Raw genomic sequence first — 20,918 nt, 5'->3', positions numbered from 1 at the left:
AATCCTACTTCAGTTTCCATTGATAAGAAAAGAAAAACCGCCCGAAGGCGGTTTTTTTATATTGATTTTTGCTGCGGAGCACTAACATTCATCGGTTCTTTCACAATCCAATCCTCGATCCACGCTTTTCGTTTCACAGAGTTGTTCGCTAACTCTTTTTGCCAATAGAGAAAAGCCGAATCATTCATTCGAGAAGCATCTCCTTCAATTTCCATCCATGGCACGCCTTGCACACTGTATTTTTGACCACCTGGCAAAGACAATTTCTGAGACTGCTTCATAGGATACTCCCCTACACCGGGTGCAAGCCCCGTTTGCGATAGCGAGGATACCGAAATATGCACCGGTAAGAACTCTGCTTTTTTCTTGTCTACAATAGGGCCAAATGGCCTCAAGGTAGGCACTCGTCGTCCAGTAGGAGAGGTGTATCTGAGCTCAAACTTAACAATATGTAGCGTTCTACGGTCATTAAATGGATCTAGGTATCGATTAGGAGCGTCTTTGACTTTCGTCTGAAACTCTTCCACAAAAGATGCTAGGTCCGTTGTAACCTCAGTATCAGCCGCAGTGAAACTCACTTCTTTAATTTCTACTTTTGCGTAAGGAGAAGGGACTTCTTTGGTATAAGTGTACTCGCCTACTTCAAGCAGTGACCCAAAGAAACTTGGTCCTTCAGTCGCATCTTTTGAAAACATCGATTCTTGCTCTTCAATCGACAAGGACAACCGCATTGGCACCCGATAGCCCTCTCCCATCATGCGCCTATATGTCTCTTTTTCGCCCCCTTCGGAAAGTAAAGCGACATATATGGTAACTGGTTTGTCATTAGACCAATCAAGCACGGAGGATTTTGGTGCTTTGTCATCGAACCACTCAAAACCACTCCCTTTCGAAACTGCACTAAAGCTCGAAACATCACCTTTTAGATACGGAGCAATACCTTCCGTTTTTTTAGCAGAAGCACTTTTAACAAACTCTTCGATTAGTAAATCATATTCGTTAATAACTACTTGCCTATTCGCTAAACCGTCATATAGAACAAGAGGTAAACCATCAACCTCGACTTCTCCACCACTATTCAGATAGCATTGCTTACCATAGGTATTGTTGTCATCGACACCATAGTTAAACATGGTTAACCGCTCGTCAGATCCTGCTAGCGATAGCGTATTCCCATCAGCAGTGAAATAGTATTGCATTGAACGAGCTTCTCCACTTTGTTTCCACTTATCAAAGTCTTGCAACTCGTAATTTGAGTATAAAGGCTTAAGACCTGGGATCTCATACTCGCCGAACCAATATGTTGGCTCAAATTCAACACATGTCAGATGTTCTTCAACTGCGTGTTGGTCAAAGTAACTTTTTAGCCTATCGTTGCTGCCGCACAAAGTTAGATCATCCGCTTTTCGCGGCGCCATCAGAACCTCAAAACTTGGCCCTTTAAAGTCCCAAAGCGACCGCTCACAACAGTATTGCAGCGTTGTCTTAAATATCTTTTTCTTAGATTTAGAGGCATAACTTGATAATACAATCTGTACCTTAACACGTGTAAAAGGCGTAACTCGATTGGTTTTATTCGGGGAAATCCACTCTTCAAGCGGCTTCCAAGAAACCCCATCCCCTTTACTATCAACTAGCAAACGGCTGAAGCCGATATCGTCCGATTTAATCGACTCCACGTTGTTATTAAACATTTTCGCGAAATCGGAAAAGCCATTGTCCGCATCCCCCTGATATAGGCGGGCTTGTACTGGGAAGCCTTTATTGAACTCCCCTTGAATGCGAGCTCTCTTTAACAAAGGTGACAATTGTGGCGAATGTTCATTTTTCCAAGATTGTGCAAAAGCACGGGCAGCACTTGCACCTGACTTATCATCCCTAACTCGTTGTATCCAATTCTGAGCCATGGTGTTGTAGCTACTTAACGGGGCCTCCCAGTTATCATTGATAACATAAACATCGATGTAATCCTTAACTCGATATTCCTCAAGCAACCCTTGCAACTTAGAAACATTAGGGTTCCAAAGCGAAATTCGAGCAAGCAGTTCCACGAGCCCATTAAGCGCAAGAGCACGGAGTAAAAATCGTTTCTGCAGCTCTTGCACAGTTTCTTTATTCTTTAGGTGCGATTCAACTTCATCACGTGTCTTTATCTCACTACGCTCAATCGTTACTTCTAGATCTCTGTACTGTTGAAGAACTCGAATATGGATTTTACCTAACTGGTTTAGTTGGTCGATATTCTGATAACGTCCTTTAAAGTCAGAATAGGCTTTTTCAGTAATGAGCTCATCCAACACAGATAGCGCGCAGTCTGCGAGCTCTGCTCCCGACCTTAGGTACAAAATGCCCGCAGCAAGCGGAGCTAAAGGTGTAAACATCGCAAACCCGTTAAGAGTCGTTAACACCGCCGCGACTTGCGCTTTCTGCGTATCATCTAAGCCAACATCCAATGCCTGCTTCAACTGGCGTGCTTTCTCTAATTCCACCATACCACTGCGGCTTGGTGGTAAAACAACTTGATAGTTAGGAATAATCAATCGAACTTCAACTCGTCGATCTAGGGCGGCAGGTGCACTGTCTCCGGTCTGCGACATATCGCTTTTGATACTATCAGCCGTGAGAGGCTGAGTGTTGCCATAAGACGCTGTGTAAACCCTTTCTTCCAAGCTAGAATTATTGGAGATAATCGCGTTAGTAACAGTCTTTGCACGTTTAGCAGCCACGAGATCGTTCGCATCAGAAGAACCAATCCTACCCGCATGCCCCTCTATCGAAAGCTTATAGCTCGGATTATCCAGCATCAATTGCGACAAGTTCTGGCACACTTGTTTAATATCTGTTCTCAGCTTGCCGTGCTCATTGCCATATTGCCATTCGTTGAACTTAAAATTGATGTGAATGGCCAACCCTTGGCGGTCGTCAACTATGTGAGCTATCGACTCACCATTACTACCATTGATGAGGTTTTTAGCGTCGTCCAACGCTTGTGCCCATTCTTGATACGCTTTAATTACCGAAATAGATTGAAGGTAGCTTTGAGATACCGCATCGAAATCTTCTTTGGCTTCAAGAGATTTCTTCTCAAGCTCGTTTTCTTTTCGTACTAAATCGTACAAATCGACTAGGCTAGAGCCAGATTCAAGAATTGGAAACGCGCGATTCATCTTCTCCATTACGGAACCATTAAACCATGACCTCGCGAGTCGTGTTGAGTTCTCACTGAATGTACCCGTGATCAAGCTTGCTTTTATCACATCAAGTTCGCGCTTAATAAAAGAGATGTTCATTCCGCTCTTACGAAACGCCAAAGCTGCCGCCTGGTTAAAATCAAGCCCTTGGTTAGCAAATGTTATCGCTTTGGCTAATTCTTTACGGCTTTCCTTAAATGCTAAAAAGCCAAAAGCAAATGCAACACTGCTAGTCATTAAATCAGGCAATTTTTGTTGCTCAATATCCGACCAGATCCCTTTAGATACACTAAACATGGTGGCTTTCAGGCCGTCTGAAAATGGATTCCCTCCAATTAGGAAACCTTCGCCTAAACTTTCCGCGTTCTTTTTGATTGCTGACGCTAAACCGAGTGTATTGACACCTGTTCCAGATAGAGGGACGGATTTACCAGTTTTTGTCATCAGCTCGCTGTAATTGGAGGGTAACGCTTGGGGGTACTGATAAAACAAACATTCTTCAAGAGAGATCATGTCGCCACATACAATAGCAAGTTTTCCATAACCGCTGATTGATTTAAACGTTACCTTTTCGTTCAGTTCATAGGTATAACAATCCTGATCTGCTACGCCAGTAACCGCTGACGATTTATTACGTTCAAATCGAAGCCTCCCAGACTGAATAACTTCAGGAAACTTATTTTGAAGAAGCTTGTTTTCTTTAAGGTAATCTTTAACAAAGAACTGAATCCTAAGCCCGTAGAAGCCATCACCCAGCACTATGTGATTATCTTCTGAGGTTGAATCAGAGTTCGAAGGTTCGATGACCGAAGGTAGATTAAATGATACAGATGGCAAAGTGTCATTAAATTCTTGCGACTCTTGATCTTCACCTTCATAAAATGGCCGCGCTACAATTCCTCTTGCTAACACCTGTTCTGAGGTTTGTTGCTGATTGTCTAGGTTGCTGCGATATTTTATTAGTGACACTTCAGCACCTATATAAATATCACTGCTAAACACGATGCTAATGGTATTTACACTGGGTACAACAAACCCTTCTATAAACTCAACACCAGATGACTGAATATCAGCATACCATTGGTTGTAGTTTTCTTCTTCTTGCGAAAGGGACGCGCCAAACTCCGGAGTAAAAGGTTTTGCAAGTTGTTTCACTACAATCTTGGTGGGCTTAAACTTTCGAGCTACGTTTCTCCAGCTCATCTCCGTGTACAGAGACTTCACTGTTTCTTTTAGTTCAACAACAGATGACGAGTTTTGCGCTAATTGTCCAATTAGATTGGTTGGTGGAAACAACATCTCATAACTTTGATTGTTATCAATCGCTGTAATTGGGCTATTATGACGAAGCAGCACTTGCCGTTCGCCCTCTATGGCGTCACTTAAGTACGACAGGTTGCACAACCTGCCATACTGATCGCTTCCCCAAAACCTAGGCAAAGTTATAGCATCTTGGGTGAGTGCATCTATTAGTATTGGGGTAAATGGGATAGGTCGAACATTCTTTACTTGTTCTACGTTGGTTAAATCTGACGCTGTATTCCAATTACTGAATTCACGCCCTGTATCTGTATCTTCACCTTGAAAGTACACTCCAAGCAAATACAGTGGTTTATCGTAGGTACATAAGTCATCCATCACTGACTCTCCTTAAACCAAAGACCATCATTTGCCAAGCCATTGTATAAGCTCATATTTGAGTTAACGCCAATTTCACCGGTACCTAGCGCATACCATTGCCAGCTTCTCTGTGTTTTGCGATCGACGACTGTCATACGGGATACACGGTCGTGTGCGCTGAATCGAGCATCTTTTCCTAATATCCCCGACCCCACATACTCGGTTTTGTTGTATTTTTTTACAGTTTCATTCTCTATATCAAAAAAGAAACGATTTTGATCATTTTGACCCCAAGCATATCGACCCAATGGGCTCATACCCAGAAATTTCAACCACTCTCTTTGCTGAACCTTACCCTTTGGCTTAATGCTTATATGTTTCAGAACATTGCTCGTTAAATTTCGCTTAAACACCCCTGTATAACTTAAATTCGTTATTGTCGTATTATTCAAGACTGCGTAAGGACCAACTCCGAAATCAATTGCTTCAATTTCGCCAGTTTCAGAATCCCACCGAGCGTTATCAACGTCAAAATTCTGGCCTGGCATTGTATGAAAATACAAATAACGGCTATCCTCTGACCAAGTCATGCCAGGAGAGCCTCCACCGATTAACCGTGTTTTCTCACCCGTTTTTAGGTCGTAAACATACTTGCCAGTCCCTCTATCTATCCAAGCAACATAACGCAAGTTAGGAGAGCGTCGAATTAGTACAATGCCATCAACCTTGGTATCTGGCACCACTAAGCGTAAATCTGTACCATCCGTCTTCATGCTCCAAATCTTCAGTTTCACCCTGTCATCATCATCATTGTCCCATGCAAACTGAAAACGCGGCAGGTCATAAGAGCTAGCATCATTAATATCCTCCTTGGGCCATTCGTCTGAATTAAAGACATAGTATTTAGGAAACTGGCCCGGCATAGGTTTTATTTTGTCATCGGATACCCAATTTTCATTGGTGACTGCCGACTCCATTACGTAGTAGTTTTGCTCGCCGACATAAACGCGATCTGGGTGTTTTTCTTGCTCTGTTTGCGCAGAACTCGAAACAAGGGAAGCACTCTGTTGAGATTGGTCATTACAACCAATGATTGCTAAGCCTAATAACGTGATTAGTAGTGTTTTTTTCATTTTTTAGCCTAATAAATCCGTAACTTTTACTTTTTCGCGCAACTTAAACGTTTCGGGAGTTTCATTCCCTCGTGATGCATGAGCCCCCCTTAAAATATCGACTTCTTTTACCTTTTCAGGCCAGCCACTAAATCGTAAATTTAGGTAACCATCATCATCAGCAGTGGCACACCTGAAGTAAGCTTTTTGTGACCATCCATGTTCTTCATTTTGTAACATAAAATAATCATCGGGCTGATCGGTGGAGCCAAGGACTCGATAGCGTAATATGATCTCGCTTCCAGGAGGCGGTATGTTTACTGCCGCGACATTACAATTGTTCTGATCATTAACAACCGCCTTCACTTTTTGACTTTCAGATAGCGTTGGTAATTTAAAAACCGTTTGTAGGGTAAAACCTTTAGAGCTGCTGTAATCCGACATCTCGGATAGTGAAATTGCCATCGACTGATAGTTACTCTCTAACTCAGAGATAGCACCATCACTCAAGGCTTGAGACGAGTAATACAGATACACATCTTGGCATTCGCCTTTAACTTTGTATGGTAGCCAGATATGAGGCAGCGGATAGCCCAACACTTCGCCACTCGGCACAGAAGAGGCCTTCATGGGACTAGAGTTCGTCGAAAGCAAAATTTGCTCATGCGCAAAACCTGCAAACTTGATCTCGACCTCCTCAGCAACCAAGCTAAACACTCTTGCCTGCTCATTGATGTCTAATTCACCGCTAAATACTTCTACCCCATCTTGTAAAATTGAGAATGGTTCAAATGCAACGTTCTCACCGGGGAACAATGAAGAGCCATCAATATTGACGTGTCTTGTCTCCTTAGCTTTTTTTCGGCTATTGCTCATGTCTACATCAGCAAAATAACCATTGCTAGTCACTTGCAACTCGCGCCAGACTTCTCCTTTCCAAATAACGTAAACACGCCCTGATGTGTAGCCATCCCATGAAGAACCCGATTTGTATAGCGGAACTACCGGCACCAACACGTTGTCCCACTCATCCATCTGAGTTTCTTTATCAACGGGTTGCAGGTCTTCGGCGAGTTTAAACAAGATCGGCTGAGGTTGGTCGGAACAAGGGATTTTGATATAGAGCGTTTTGCCCTCAGCTTCGAGATCTTTAAACGTCGCGAGGCTGCGGTGTTTGTTTTCTGTATCGGCCTTGCCTACAGTAACTTTTTCTTTTTGAGCTTCGGTTTTTCCCAACATCAAACATGCTGCATTACTAGACCACTGCCCTGCAAACTCAACAACGATTTTTTGATCTGGGCTTGGCTCAGAAGGTACATGCGTGTAACTACGGACCAAAGCAACATCGTCAGTAACCTGCTTGTAGCCCGCTTTAAAAACTTTGCTTTCATTCGAAGCAGATAAAGAGTCAACGAGTGTTTTAAGTCTAGGGAAGCTTTGTAACTGAGAGTCCGTTAATGGCGACCTACGAACAAAGGAAGATAATGAGACCCAACTGCCTTTGCCAAGTTCGGCTCTGATCGCTGCTAGCAATCCGCTGGTCGTTTTTTTAGAAGAAAGAGAAATCTTTTGCGCAAACTCTTTAGGGAGGTTTCTAAGGATGTCATCTGAATTTCGCAAACGCGAAAGCTGCCCTATACACTCGTCTGGTGTAAGAACATAAGATAGCTCGCTGGAGGATAGCTTCGAGCTAGGTATAAATTTGCAAACTAAATGCATTTGAATTCTCCACAACCAACATCGTAAATATGGTTGCGGTGACATTTAAGCTGATAAGGCTTACAAGTACGATTTGGTGCGCTAATGCTACTAATTTAATTTATAACATTCAATCACATAGAAAAATCGACAAATAAGCTAAAAGCCACCCAAAAGACACATTCGCTAGTAAATAAGTCATTTTAACTACAGAACAAGACAAAATAACTAGACATTGAAATTAAAAAGAAGGATTAAAATAAAAGGAATTTTTTTATTTTTGGGCAGAAGTTAACAGTTTCGATACAGACAATAAGGGAGCGAAGAAAGGCTCTAAAGCAATGACCTTCCTCAGTAACAATAAATAATAGAATTGCTACTGAGGAAGTATGAATAAAAAAAGGTGAGTGCGTGTCACACCCACAAAAACGCGTAACCGCTTTGATGTGATGCTAGGCTGGTGTCACTTCATTACGATTACACAACTGTCAGGTAGTACCCTACCTTATGCAGAACTCTATACTTGGGGTATAGCGATGGATGTAACTATATAATATTGCGACATATTCTCAACGTGGCATATTCACCACCACATTCTGGAATTGACCACCACAATCACACCAATACCATCTAAAAACAAAATAGATATAGTCATTCTAGATATTTGACCTTGTATAAAGACCATCAAATCATCTGTCGCAATTATTAGAAAAAGCTAATCATTTGACTTAGATCACTTAACACCAAGTAAAAAGAAAGCGAGCTAAATGCTCGCTTTGTATTACGCAACCTTTTTCAAGGCTATATATTCCTTATCTCTATACAGATAATCAGAGACGGAAAGCACTTTAACGATAGTGCTAGAATAATTAAAAGTCGTGTTGACCTCGGTAGCACTTGCAGATAGCGAATTGGTGCCATTTGCATAGACAGTAATAGTGCCCTCTTTCAAAGAAGACAAATCAAGATCAACGGTCCATGTTCCATCACTGAGCACAGATGCATTACCAGTAGTTGGTTTATCATCAGCATCAACAGCTCTGATTTCTATTACTTCACCCTCTCTGAAGCGAGTACTTGTTCCATTGATAGTTACTGAAGTTGCACCTGTGACATCGTTTACTGTTTCAAAAGCGATAGTAGGAGTCATCGCTAGCTCTTTGCTAGAAGTGAATGCCTCACCGGCATTGCCCGTTGCATCATTAAAGCCTTGCAGCGTTAACGCCACACTCTTCACCGAATCCGCAACCGACGCCACTTCTACTGTACCCACCCATTGGGTTTGAGTACCTGCTTGTGCTGTCCAGTTGATCGCCGCGGTACCCAACGTCGAACCCGTTGGTGTGGTAACGCCTTTGTCGAACGTGGCGGTAACGGTCACACTCTCACCCGCCGCTGCGTACGTTGGGTTAATCGACGTTTGACCGTCGTCCACCGTCGGCTTGGTTTGCGTCAACGTAAATGTCGTCCCCGCTTCTTTTGCTGGTGCGCCCAAGTCGTTAGTCCCGTTCACCGTCACCGTAATGGTGCCGTCTTTAAGACCAGAGACGTCTAACGTCGCGTTCCATTTACCCAATGCAGTCACTGTCGTGGTTTTCGTGACCTCTTTATTGTCCGTATCGACCGCTTTGATGGTCAATGTATCGGTGCTTTCGAAGCGTGTACTATCGCCACTGACGGCAACGCTTGCAGCGCCAGCTTCGTTAACATCACCGATATTTTCAACGGTTAAGGTTGGGGTCATCACCAGCTCTTTGCTAGAAGTGAATGATTCACCGGCATTGCCCGTTGCATCATTAAAGCCTTGCAGCGTTAACGCCACACTCTTCACCGAATCCGCAACCGACGCCACTTCTACTGTACCCACCCATTGGGTTTGAGTACCTGCTTGTGCTGTCCAGTTGATCGCCGCGGTACCCAGTGTTGAACCCGTCGGTGTGGTGACGCCTTTGTCGAACGTGGCGGTAACGGTCACGATCTCACCCGCCGCTGCGTATGTTGGGTTAATCGACGTTTGACCGTCGTCCACCGTTGGCTTGGTTTGCGTCAACGTAAATGTCGTCCCCGCTTCTTTTGCTGGTGCACCCAAGTCGTTAGTACCATTTACGGTTACTGTGATGGTACCGTCTTTAAGACCCGAAACATCGAGCGTTGAACCCCAAGCACCGCCAGCATTTGGGTTTACGTTTGCGCTCGCCTCGGTCCCTTCGCTGTCCGTAGCCTTGATAGTCAAGCTATCAGTGCTCTCAAAGCGTGCGCTATCGCCATTAACTGCAACGCTTGCTGCGCCCGTTTCGTTAACATCACCGATATTTTCAACGGTTAAGGTTGGGGTCATCGCTAGCGCTTTGCTAGAAGTGAATGATTCACCGGCATTGCCCGTTGCATCATTAAAGCCTTGCAGCGTTAACGCCACACTCTTCACCGAATCCGCAACCGACGCCACTTCTACTGTACCCACCCATTGGGTATGAGTACCTGCTTGTGCTGTCCAGTTGATCGCCGCGGTACCCAACGTCGAACCCGTTGGTGTGGTAACGCCTTTGTCGAACGTGGCGGTAACGGTCACACTCTCACCCGCCGCTGCGTACGTTGGGTTAATCGACGTTTGACCGTCGTCCACCGTCGGCTTGGTTTGCGTCAACGTAAATGTCGTCCCCGCTTCTTTTGCTGGTGCGCCCAAGTCGTTAGTCCCGTTCACCATCACCGTAATGGTGCCGTCTTTAAGACCAGAGACGTCTAACGTCGCGTTCCATTTACCCAATGCAGTCACTGTCGTGGTTTTCGTGACCTCTTTATTGTCCGTATCGACCGCTTTGATGGTCAATGTATCGGTGCTTTCGAAGCGTGTACTATCGCCACTGACGGCAACGCTTGCAGCGCCAGCTTCGTTAACATCACCGATATTTTCAACGGTTAAGGTTGGGGTCATCACCAGCTCTTTGCTAGAAGTGAATGATTCACCGGCATTGCCCGTTGCATCATTAAAGCCTTGCAGCGTTAACGCCACACTCTTCACCGAATCCGCAACCGACGCCACTTCTACTGTACCCACCCATTGGGTTTGAGTACCTGCTTGTGCTGTCCAGTTGATCGCCGCGGTACCCAGTGTTGAACCCGTCGGTGTGGTGACGCCTTTGTCGAACGTGGCGGTAACGGTCACGATCTCACCCGCCGCTGCGTATGTTGGGTTAATCGACGTTTGACCGTCGTCCACCGTTGGCTTGGTTTGCGTCAACGTAAATGTCGTCCCCGCTTCTTTTGCCGGTGCGCCCAAGTCGTTAGTCCCGTTCACCGTCACCGTAATGGTGCCGTCTTTAAGACCAGAGACGTCTAACGTCGCGTTCCATTTACCCGATGCAGTCACTGTCGTGGTTTTCGTGACCTCTTTATTGTCCGTATCGACCGCTTTGATGGTCAATGTATCGGTGCTTTCGAAGCGTGTACTATCGCCACTGACGGCAACGCTTGCAGCGCCCGCTTCGTTAACATCACCGATATTTTCAACAGTTAAGGTTGGGGTCATCACCAGCTCTTTGCTAGAAGTGAATGCCTCACCGGCATTGCCCGTTGCATCATTAAAGCCTTGCAACGTTAACGCCACACTCTTCACCGAATCCGCAACTGACGCGACTTCTGCTGTACCCACCCATTGGGTATGAGTACCTGCTTGTGCTGTCCAGTTGATCGCCGCGGTACCCAACGTCGAACCCGTTGGTGTGGTAACGCCTTTGTCGAACGTGGCGGTAACGGTCACACTCTCACCCGCCGCTGCGTACGTTGGGTTAATCGACGTTTGACCGTCGTCCACCGTCGGCTTGGTTTGCGTCAACGTAAATGTCGTCCCCGCTTCTTTTGCCGGTGCGCCCAAGTCGTTAGTCCCGTTCACCGTCACCGTAATGGTGCCGTCTTTAAGACCAGAGACGTCTAACGTCGCGTTCCATTTACCCGATGCAGTCACTGTCGTGGTTTTCGTGACCTCTTTATTGTCCGTATCGACCGCTTTGATGGTCAATGTATCGGTGCTTTCGAAGCGTGTACTATCGCCACTGACGGCAACGCTTGCAGCGCCAGCTTCGTTAACATCACCGATATTTTCAACAGTTAAGGTTGGGGTCATCACCAGCTCTTTGCTAGAAGTGAATGCCTCACCGGCATTGCCCGTTGCATCATTAAAGCCTTGCAACGTTAACGCCACACTCTTCACCGAATCCGCAACTGACGCGACTTCTGCTGTACCCACCCATTGGGTATGAGTACCTGCTTGTGCTGTCCAGTTGATCGCCGCGGTACCCAACGTCGAACCCGTTGGTGTGGTAACGCCTTTGTCGAACGTGGCGGTAACGGTCACACTCTCACCCGCCGCTGCGTACGTTGGGTTAATCGACGTTTGACCGTCGTCCACCGTCGGCTTGGTTTGCGTCAACGTAAATGTCGTCCCCGCTTCTTTTGCCGGTGCGCCCAAGTCGTTAGTCCCGTTCACCGTCACCGTAATGGTGCCGTCTTTAAGACCAGAGACGTCTAACGTCGCGTTCCATTTACCCGATGCAGTCACTGTCGTGATTTTCGTGACCTCTTTATTGTCCGTATCGACCGCTTTGATGGTCAATGTATCGGTGCTTTCGAAGCGTGTACTATCGCCACTGACGGCAACGCTTGCAGCGCCAGCTTCGTTAACATCACCGATATTTTCAACGGTTAAGGTTGGGGTCATCACCAGCTCTTTGCTAGAAGTGAATGCCTCACCGGCATTGCCCGTTGCATCACTAAAGCCTTGCAACGTTAACGCCACACTCTTCACCGAATCCGCAACCGACGCGATTTCTGCTGTACCCACCCATTGGGTTTGAGTACCCGATTGTGCTGTCCAGTTGATCGCCGCGGTACCCAGCGTCGAACCCATCGGTGTGGTGACGCCTTTGTCGAACGTGGAGGTAACGGTCACGCTCTCACCCGCCGCTGCGTACGTTGGGTTAATCGACGTTTGACCGTCGTCCACCGTTGGCTTGGTTTGCGTCAACGTAAATGTCGTCCCCGCTTCTTTTGCTGGCGCCTCCAAGTCGTTAGTCCCGTTCACCGTCACCGTAATGGTACCGTCTTTAAGACCAGAGACGTCTAACGTCGCGTTCCATTTACCCAATGCAGCCACTGTCGTGGTTTGCGTGACTTCTTTATTGTCCGTATCGACCGCTTTGATGGTCAATGTGTCGGTGCTTTCGAAGCGTGTGCTATCGCCACTGACGGCAACGCTTGCAGCGCCCGCTTCGTTAACATCCCCGATATTTTCAACGGTTAAGGTTGGCGTGATTGGCAATGTATATGACGTATTATCCTCGCCCACATTACCCACTAGGTCTTTATATTGACTCACCACTAGGCCAACACCAAGTTCTGGTACGTCTGGGACATTAACGGTTCCGGTCCAAACTTTCTTATCAGCAGGATCAGCCTTTAGCGAAGTAACATTGTTCGTTCCCAATGTTGCCGTGGCCTCTTGCAACTCTTTGTCAAACTCAAGCTTAATATCTACTGCCTTTCCGATTTCTTGATGCAGAGGATCAAACGTTACTTTAGTCAGCGTAGGTAACACACCTTCGACCCCCAGAACCAAACTATCCCCTTTTCCGGGGATAGTGTTGATGCTCTTATAGCTCTCATCATCGACCCGAATGGTTATGTCTTTATTTTCTCTTTCTGGTGTTATGTATATGACTGTCCAAGTTATGTTGTCAGTGGTACTCCAAGATAAAGGTTTTAACTCACCGCCATTATTCTCATCTAACTTTACGTCTGAAATATCGAATTCTGTGACTTCTTCAGTAAAAGTAAACGTAAGCGGGACTTCGACGCCACCAGCCAAAGGAGTGCTTGCTGTAGTCGATATTGTTAGCTCAGGAACTGTTGCTGCTTCTACTCTGTATGTTGTCGTTTTTTCCGTTTGATTGCTGACTGCATCAGACGCGATTACTTTTATCGTGTAATCTCCTGGCGATAATAAGTAGTGGAACACATAAGGGTCGCCATCGTTAGTAGGTTCCGTGATTGACTGCGGCCCTACTGGTAGACCCGAACCATTATCAGCCGTTGATGTTACCGAACTTAAGTTTTTATCAGTCACATCAGCAGTTACATCCAACTTATATTTATCATCCGTCGGCGTCATAGAAACTTGATCCGCAGTGATACCAGTGATAACCGGTAACTCATGATCAACAACAGATTCGATACCTTTGGCATCATAAGTCTTATTAAAAAGCTTAAAGTCTGTAACAGCTCGTCCCATTGAGTCAGTGACTGTCACTTTGTACATGTATTCAGCTTGGTCATCAATTGCAAAATCCATGGTACCAGTCGCGCTTGACGACGCGACTCTTCCCTCAAAATTAAGCTGTTCTCCGGCTGTTGGAACCATATCAATGGAATAATGAATTGCCTTGACATGCTCCCCCTCTGTAGACGTAATCGTGAACGATTGACTTTCTTTGGTGAATGCTAGCTTGCCTCCCAGCAAGCTAGTCATGTCATTAAATGAGAGAGTAATAGTCGGCGCTGTCAGATCAATATCGATTGTCTGGTTTTCACTCCAACCTACTTTATCCGTAGCTTGAATGCTAACTCGAAGCTGACTTAACCCTTCTAATTCAGTTTTTGGAAGTTCAAAATAGAGATGTGAGTTATCCACACTTGCCTCTTTGTTGAAAACATGACTCGGGTTCGTTGTTGTATATTTGACAGTAGCGATACCGCTGCCTTCATCTCTGATAGAAAACAGGAATCTAACCAAACTAGGGTCTGTAGGTGATTCACTGACAGTAACATCGCTATCAATTATTGGTTTGCTGTTATCAACCATCACGTCAACTTTGGCTGAACTTGAATCCTCCCATACATCAAGCGCTTGAATGGACGGACTGATCACCTGACCATCTAAAGTGTCACTAAGAGGCGCTTTAAACGTAGAGCATGAGTAGTCATCTCCGCAGTCATTAAATCGTGAGAAATTATCAGGGTTATCTTTTAAGCTATATGACTGACCATCCACTGTGGCAATGAGATTTTCTAGGATAGAGTTAATCCCAACCTTCACTTTGAAGTCCATTGAAAGTTCTGAACCTCGGATAATACTATCGTTCTCAGGGTTCGTTATTGCGATCTGAACTGAACCAGGTGGCGGCAACAACAACTCTAACGCATGATCAGGAGCTGCATTACCTGCTCTATCGGAAAGGTTCTTGATAGTGTAAAGATGCTTTGATATCCCTGAAGCGATAATGTCTGAATAAAGCTCAGTATAGGTGCACGTAGTGAGATCTGCACTAGTACTACAACTTTTCGGCTCAAACGTTAGGTTAAACTTGCTTCTTACCAGTACAGGACGCTTAGTTAGCTCAGTGTTCACTCCGGATAAATTATCTCTAAAGTTCAGAGTGATACTTAAGATTTTGTTTCCATCAGCATCGAAACCAACATTGTTGCTATCAAGCTGGTAGGTATCTTCCTGAGCGGTTGGCGCATCAATATCCATCATGCTAAAGCTAAATTTACTGACCGTCTCTTTATCGTTCTTACCAACAGTTCTGGTGATTAAAACGACAGGCGATACCGACATATTTACGTCCGTCGTCACACTACACTTATAATTTTCTTGCGGATTATTGATCACACCAGAATACGCGTTGCTTGAGCCATCATCTGGCGCTTTGTCCGAGGTGTAATTTTCTCTTACCCAACACTCGAGCGTCTCGGCTTTAACCTCACCCGCAGGTCCGAACTCTACATCCAACGTTTTCCCGGAAATATGAGCTTGGAAGTTCTCAGGTTGAGCAACTGATAGCACCACCCCTTCACGTTGAACGTTTATGATTTCGGATCTTTCAGTTACGGGGCGATCTCCGGTGTTGTATAAAACATTGTTGTATACTTTAAATTTCAACTCGTAGCTACCGTCATTAGAAAGCTCAGCAGAAGTTAGCCTGCCTTTCCATTTTCCAGACTCCTCTTCGCTGAATTGTATACTGTTTGTTGTATCACCGTACTTATAAGTAGCTTCTACTTGAGGAATGCCACTTGCGTCCTCAGCATCGATGGTAATGATCACCGGATCATTACGTGTAATTAATCCATTTGTAATCTCTGTCCCATCTTCATAAGAAAACGACACACTCTTTATGGTAGGCAGCTTATTTTGAACCCTAATTTCATAGTCTATTTCCGTGGTATTTCCACGAACATCAGCACCCTTCAGTCTTATAGTTCTAGTAGAGCTATCACCGTCATTTTGTCCGCCTAAGTTGACCTTCATATCCTCTTCGACTTGAGTATCGGGATTAGAAGGTGTGTCGATAAAACTATTGAATTTCAGGGTATCTTTGTTTACCCCTTCAGTAGATGGCGCACCTGTTTCATTCAAGTCTTGAGCATAAAGAGTAAAGACATAATCACCACGATAGTAACTTTCAGGCTTAAACCCATTCAGTTGTAAGTCAGGTCCTTCCCGATCCAAGATTATGCTTCTTGCCTCTGTATCGGAATAAAAGCCATATTCATCTATCGCTTTAACAAATAGATCAGCTCTATTGTTCTCATCGATCGTAATATTGCCACTTTGAGTACTATTGATCTCAATGTCGAAAGGCTGAGCAGGGTCTTTAGGTTCAATTGAACGTATCGCTTCACTGCTTCCAACCTGCCAAATTTCTACATTGCTCACTTTTGAATCATCTTTCACAGAGGTTAAGCTAACTTTAAAGTTCGGACCTAACACTCCACTCTTTCCAGAGTTGCTGTCAACCACCCAAGGAGTAGCAAGCTCAATCTCAGGGCCTTTGTTATCTACTTGAAAAATGAACTCACCAGTTGCTTCCGCTTTAGGATACGCGCTGTCAATCGCCTTGACATAGAACGTATTTGTCTCTTCATATTTAAATGCGTCAGCAACTAGACGTACCTCTACATTCGGTTGGGTACCAAATAGATAGGGCTCTTCACTCTCAACTGGTTCAGTTTCATAATGCTGTAACGTAAAACGCTTACCAAACTGAGTTTTCATATCCACTTGCACTTCACTCAGTGGACTTAAGTCACCGGCGTCAATATCAGGAACCCACGCTGAGTTCCCTCCCAACCGTTGGTCAATTACCCCACCGTTTACTGCAGGTGCTTCCGAGTCAATTAGTATGTCGAATTTAGGCACATTCACAGTTTGCTGGTTAACTAGGTTTCCTAGGTTATCTTCAGCATTAACATTGACTTTCCAGTTACCATCGCCAGGATAGATAACTTTGCCTTGGCTCTCACAAAGTACTCCTGTACAAAGTTTTACAACAAAAGCATCTTGTTGATTGCTAGCGAACTGCTCGCTCGAGTATTCAACGGTCGCGTTGTTCGAATAGTTCACAAATGACAAGCTTCTTTTGTCTAATTGGTCACCAACTACATCTTCAACTTTGAAGGTTAACTCATGCACAGAGTTCGCGTTCAGATAAACATCTTCCCCAATAGGTTGATTATCTGTGTCTTTAGGCGGTATGTAACTCGCCTTCGGATAGTCATTATCAACGTATAAACTCTCAACATGAGGTTCCGCCTCGGTATATCCATTGCCTTTGGTATCGAATGCTGCTGTCTCCAGCGCAAACTCAATGATATCGGTGAGATCTGTTGATTCTGTATTCAGGGTAAAGAAGTACTCTTTTCTAAATTTATCGCTATCGCCAGATTCTTGTGGTTTAAGTTCCAATGGAATAGCAGTATTTGGGTCATCCATGGCATACCACATACTTTGGAATTTCGGGGCTTGGTCACCTTCCTCTACAACCCCAGATGGATCTTCTAACACTACTCTAGATACCACTTCACCCGCGACATAGCGCTTGTTGCCAACCATGGTTTCGCGGCCAGTCTCTATTGTTAGTGTTTGTTTCGGAGGATAAATATCAATACTACCGCCACCACTATCAAAGATATTGTCTTCGCCAAGTTTAGGATTAGCCGTAGAAATATCATCGGCATAAAGTTGAGCAATATTATCTGGGATGCCGTATTTTTCAGTCATGATATCGTAGTAAGACTGAGCAAGGTCTTTGCGGTAGGTATCAGAGTCGAACTCGTAATCATCCAATTTGATTTGATTCCCACCAGCGCCAATTCCGTTTGCTTTACCATCGTAGCTAAGATCGTCATAAATAGCGGAGGCGAAATCAGAAGAGTTATTACGAGGTGTGTCCTGAGCTAAGTCATCAATTGCTTCAACAAGAAAACGATGCAGATAATCGTTAGATAGATCGCTAGGAATTGGCTCCTTCAGCATCTCGTTTGTAGCGTAAGCCGTTACGGTTGGATCGAATCCAAAGAACGATTCGTTACCGCCCGCTAAAGCGTATTTCACTTCTGTCAAAATTTGTGAGGCGCGTTCTGACGTTTTGTCACCGGCTTCTACCTGATTCCAACGATAATCGAACAAACCTGTCTGGTAAGTGGCAAGCTCGGTCACGTAATACGTATTCGAACCGTCAAGTTCAAAATATGCGCCGATATTGGCATTGTTTAGATTAACGCTCGCTTTGGCGCCTGCATCATCTTTCCATTGGTAGTAGTGAGGGTCTGTCCCTTCTACACCAATTAAACGTACTCGCATGAATTCATAATTGACAACGTCAGTCGTGGTCTCACACGAAGCCACATCAAGCGCGCTAGTTTGATCACTTTCTGGCTGCTGAATGGTGGTACAACTTGCTAGAGAGGTGAATTCACCATTTGGGTTCAAACCTTCTAATTGCACACGTGCACCAATGAAAGGGGTCACAACCGTCATCGTAGGTAGGTCAAAACTGCTTCGGAAGTAAACTTCTTGGGTCGCACTTTCATTGTCGGACTCGTCGATGGTTTGAATCACCAGTTTCTGACTGGCGTTTTCTGAAACGTTTTTAAAACCATCACCAAGTACCTCTTTTACGAAAGGAACGTAGTAAATAACTTCATCGACTCTGCCTTCGCTATCTAAAATAGTTTCGTGAGGGATACTCGCGGTGATAGTGTCCGTCGATGCTACGGTTTGTGTTGTGTTTTGAAATGCGTAGTTGTTGTCGTTGTTTTGGCTTACGTAGTACTTCACGACTAGTTTAAGTTTGTCAGCACTTGAGCCTAAAACCGTATCGGAGTTCACATCAGAAACTCGAACTCGTACGTAAGGGATCTTATTCTGTTTTAACAGGTTAACGTTAAAGTTCGCGAAATCAACGCCATCAATTGATTTCAAGCCAGAAGCAGCATAGACATAATCGATCTTCAAGTAGTCTCTACTTGACTGAACATTGTCTGATGTATAAGTATCTTGCGTGTAAACCCCTTCGTACGTAGACCTTTCTCCATCGACGGTCACATTAACGTAGTTCATCGATGTCCCTTCAGGGTACGTAATGATCTGAGCAGGCGCTTGATCGTCACGGCTTACTGCATGCTGGTATTCACCGACGTTGTCTTTGGTATCAGTAGCCTTAACATCGAACGTAGTCGTAGATAAGAATTCGTCCGTCGAATAGGCTTTACTAAATTCACAAGCACTGCCCGACTCTGCCGTTACAGGAGTACAAGCCACATCTTCTGGGAGGCCGCTTTTAAATGAAACGCTGACAGACTTAATATCTTGAGACGCTTCTTTTACTATGCCTTTTAATACGTACTCTTGAAGTTCGTTGTTGATAGCGCTTGCAGAAGTAACAGAGATGACTGGGGCATCATTATCCCACTCAAAATTAACGTAATGACCTGAATTGCTACCAGGAACAAGTTCATTGCCTAAAACGTCTGCCGTGTAAAACACCAAACGAGCAGCAGTCACGTTAGAAAGGCCGGTTTCTGAGTCAACCTCAACGGCATCAATGGCTTTTGTATCGACACTTACTTTGATGTTTGTTTCACGAACACCAACTTCAAATTCGCTTGCGTCTACCGAACAAAACTCACTGCCAGAAGTCTGTTGGTCGTTACATTTGAATTCGCCTGACCAAGCACCATGTAATTGGTATTGCACATAAGCAGAAACAGATTGAACACCGATATCATCATTAAGTCTGATATCTACGCTATCTGTTCTTGCTAATACATCACTATCGGTGCGCGTTACGGTCGGTGGTGTTGTATCGATTTCGGTTTCATCACGTGGTGGAATAACACCATCGGTCGTACCATGGCTTCCCAAGTCATTAATTTTTTGACTAAAAGCAACGTAATCATCAGCATCCGTACCTGAGATGTTAAGCTCTGGGTCGTTCACTACAATCAATACGTGTTGAGAAAGATCTTGAGTGTAAACGTCGCTGGTAATTCTCTGCTGACCAAACGTAAGTGGCGTCACTGCACCTGTCGAGTCACTGATTTCTAAGCCGTCTAGAAGACCATCAGCGATGACATCACGAAATTGAATGTCAGCGAAATGCATTGAGGTATAGACGTTATCTTCAGACTGACCGTATTTTTCAATAAGATCATAAGAAAACGAAGAGTATGCTGTTAACAAAGCCCCGTATTGGTGACCAGGAGTGGCAAAGCTACTTTGACCACCTTTCGTTATGTCAATCGGAGTGGTTTCATTGACATTGAACCCATACATCCCATTGACACTATCTAAGGCTTCAGAGACCGCATCTGAGCCAGATTCCCCACCAGAAATCTTATACTTAGCTAAACCAGAAACGATATTAGTCAGTGGTGTGAGCATTAATTTCTGATCACTACCTTCACTAAAATTCACTACCCCTTCTAGGCGCAAAGTCTTACCCGCACTCGATGATACAATTTCTTTTGTGAGAGGATCGGTGTAGCTACCTTGCTGCGCGACGACATACAAAGGCATCGAAGAGGATTCGAATTCAAGCTTGTAATCACCAAAGGCATCAGAAGTCGTGCTTGTAAGCAATCTGCCGACTTTTCCATCCTTGTATTCAAACACCTCGATCTTGGCGCCATTGACCGGAGCGTCAAAAACGTTACCTGAGATGCTTCCTGTATTCCTAGCTGGCGGTGTATTGTCACCACCATCCCCACCGCCACATGCACTCAATAAAAGTGAAGCAGCCATGAGACTTAACGTTGGTTTTAGCGTATTTTTAGTGAACATAGTAATTTGGCAGAGTATATTTTGCCGCGATTATATTATTGTCTAGGATTTTCTCAACGTGACAAAATAACCATAAAATCAAACATAAACGCTAAGAAAATAGGTAGTTTTAAACCTCTTTAGCAGCGCTACTTCACATCTATCGTTATTTAATTAGTAAAAACACAGGAATTGGCTATA

General features: G+C 44.7%; 4 protein-coding genes. All 4 read right to left on the bottom strand.

Annotated elements, in window-relative coordinates; all coding sequences use genetic code 11:
- Positions 1-56: 56 nt before the first annotated feature.
- The gene (locus ACLIIY_RS24155; RefSeq protein ID WP_434529518.1) at positions 57-4,829 is read right to left on the bottom strand and encodes an OmpA family protein; all 4,773 of its coding nucleotides are present in this window, start codon (positions 4,827-4,829) and stop codon (positions 57-59) included.
- Positions 4,829-5,944, bottom strand: coding sequence for a TolB family protein (locus ACLIIY_RS24150; protein WP_434528658.1), 1,116 nt, complete (start codon positions 5,942-5,944; stop codon positions 4,829-4,831). The genes ACLIIY_RS24155 and ACLIIY_RS24150 overlap by 1 nt, the downstream gene beginning before the upstream one ends.
- A 3-nt stretch (positions 5,945-5,947) precedes the next feature.
- On the bottom strand, positions 5,948-7,642 hold the full coding sequence (locus ACLIIY_RS24145; RefSeq protein ID WP_054823192.1) for a hypothetical protein: 1,695 nt from the start codon (positions 7,640-7,642) through the stop codon (positions 5,948-5,950).
- A 760-nt stretch (positions 7,643-8,402) separates the two neighbouring features.
- Positions 8,403-20,699, bottom strand: a complete 12,297-nt coding sequence (locus tag ACLIIY_RS24140; protein WP_434528657.1) for a tandem large repeat — start codon at positions 20,697-20,699, stop codon at positions 8,403-8,405.
- Between the last annotated feature and the right edge of the window lie 219 nt (positions 20,700-20,918).

The organism is Vibrio sp. K4, assembly GCF_051122595.1.
GTDB classification, from domain to species: Bacteria; Pseudomonadota; Gammaproteobacteria; order Enterobacterales; family Vibrionaceae; genus Vibrio; species Vibrio owensii.
Note: the sequence above shows the minus strand (reverse complement) of the source record. Positions and strands in the feature narration are given on the sequence as shown.